Here is a 2,386-nt window from a genome sequence, read left to right on the forward strand (position 1 = left end):
GCTGCTGCGCGAATTCGCGCTCTACGATGCGCCGACGCCTGTCGCCGCCGACCCTGTCGACAGGGAGACGCCGGCCGACGAGGCTGTGCAACCCGAGCCCCTTTTCGACGTTTTCGTCGAACCGGCCGCCGACATTCCCTCCGTCGAACCCGTCGCGGATGTCGCGTTTCAGGACGCGGCGCCGTCGCTCGACGACGATCTTCTCGACGGCCTGGACGATGCCCTGCTGCAGGCGGCGCCCGACGTCGCTGCCGTCGAGCCGGAGACCCCGGAACCCGACTTTTCGCTCGATGCGGAGCCCGTAGCCGATGGCGGAGAGCAAACCTCATATGGGGAGCCGGACCCCGCCGAGGCGGACTATGACGGCGACCTGACGCAGTCCGGCTGGCGCGTCGAGCCGGCCGCGTATGTCGCGCCGACGGCGGCCATCCCCGAGCCCGAAGAGGTCGCGGAGGAGCAGGTGTTCGTCGAGCCCGTGCCTGTCGCGGAACCGGAAGACGCCGCTCCGGCGATCATTGCCGCAACGGAGGCATTCTCCGAGCCCGCCGCGCATGCCGCAGCCGAGCCGCAGTTCATCGGCCTGCAGCCCGCAGGCTATGCCGACGACCTCTCGTTCGATGCGTCCGACCTTGCCCACGAGCTGGAACTGTCGCTCGGCGGCGAGGCGGACGTGGCCGACCGTCCTTCCCGGGATGCCGGGCCGGCGCTATCCGCGGACAGCGCGGCCGACGTCGCGGCGGCTTTCGACGCATATGCTCCTGCCGATCCTCTGATCGAGGCCCTGCCGGACCACGAAATCCCGATGTCGGCGGAAGGCGGCGGGGACGTCTGGTTGCCGGCTCCGACGATCTCCGTCGCGGATGCGCCTTTCGACGCTGTCGAGCCCGACGTCTTTCCGTCTTCCGGCGCCGATGCGCCGCTGGACGCGATCGAGAGCGTCGTATGGCCCGGTGACCACGCCTATCACGTGCCGTCGCAATACGACCTGTCCGAGCCGGTTCAGGTGCGGGGTAGCGACGACCACGACGATCTGCTGGCGGAAGTCGAGCGCTTTCCGGTGCCCGAACCGAAGGCGGGATCCCGCTGGATGGACGGTGCGGCGGCGGTCGCGTCCGCTGCGGCGCTGCAGGCGGTCGCGCGGTTCGGCCGCGCCACGCCCTTGCCGCCGGCGATGGCTGGCAGTTCGAACGAGGTGAAGGCGCCCGCCGCGGCATTCGTCGATGAACGTCATGTGCGCGTCGAGCCCGAGGTTACGACGGCCGCTCCGGCCGCCATCGCGGTGGAAGAGCCGGATTTCGAGGATTTCGAGATCGAGATCGGCGACCTTGACCTGGATTTCGATCTGGAGGGGCCCGATCCTCAGGAGGTCGTCGCGACCGACGTGACCGAGGAGCCGGAGGCCGAACCGGTTGCCGTCGCCACGGCGGCGTTGACGCCGCCCGTCGAGGAGGTGGAGACCGCGGCCCTGCCGTTCGACCCGTCGCTCATCTCCGACACCGATTACGGCCTCGCGCCCGTCGCCGAACTCAACGTGCCGCACCTGCCGGTTCACGAGAAGGAAAAGCCGCCGGCGCTGCAGCCCGACTACGACCTCGATATCGATGCGGAACTGGCCCATATCTTCGGTGCGGCGACGCCGGCGGCGGAGCAGCCCGCGGCGCAGGCAATTCCCGCGACTGTCCACGGTTCCGACAGGCGGACCATCGACTTCAGCGATGCGGACGAGTTCGACAAGGCGCTGGAGGAGGATATCCGTCGGTCGATGCGCGAAGCGGTTCCGCATGCGATTGCCGTGGACGCCAGCCAGACGGATGATTTCGTCGATGGCGACGGAGACGACCGCCGGTCCCGCCGCGGCCTGCTGCTGGCCGCGTGCGCGGCCGGCCTCGTCGTGCTCGGCGGCATCGGCGCCTACGCCTGGATCTACAGCGACGGTGGCGCCGCGGTCATCGGAGAGCCGCGCGTGATCCTGGCCGACAAGAATCCGGTCAAGGTCGTGCCCGAGGAGAAGGGCGGCCGCACGGTGCCGAACCAGGACAAGGCCGTCTACGACCGTGTCGCGGGCGCCTCCGAGGCGACGCCGCGCCAGGAACAGCTCGTGACGACCACCGAGGAGCCGGTCGACGTCGTGCAGCGCACCCTGACCCCCGAAGCACTGCCCTCCGACGGCCTCGACGCGGCGGAGAGCGACGAGGCACGGCTTCTGCCGGGCGTCGACGAGCCGGAGCTGGCCGCTGCCGAAGACGAGAAGACGCCCGTCATCTCGCCGCGCAAGGTGCGCACGATGATCGTCAAGCCCGATGGTACGTTGGTGGCGCGCGAGGAGACGGTCAGCGAGCCCGCGACCGGCGAGGTTGCAGGGGCGGCGGAGGCGGATGCGGTCACC

The 2,386-nt window shown here is 70.0% G+C and carries 1 protein-coding gene; it reads left to right on the plus strand.

All coding sequences use genetic code 11. The features are described 5' to 3' along the window. On the plus strand, window positions 1-2,386 hold a 2,386-nt coding region (locus tag LXM94_RS20940; RefSeq protein ID WP_235773404.1), incomplete at both ends, for a hypothetical protein.

The sequence above is a fragment of the Rhizobium alarense genome (assembly GCF_021555155.1).
GTDB classification, from domain to species: domain Bacteria; phylum Pseudomonadota; class Alphaproteobacteria; order Rhizobiales; family Rhizobiaceae; genus Rhizobium_D; species Rhizobium_D alarense.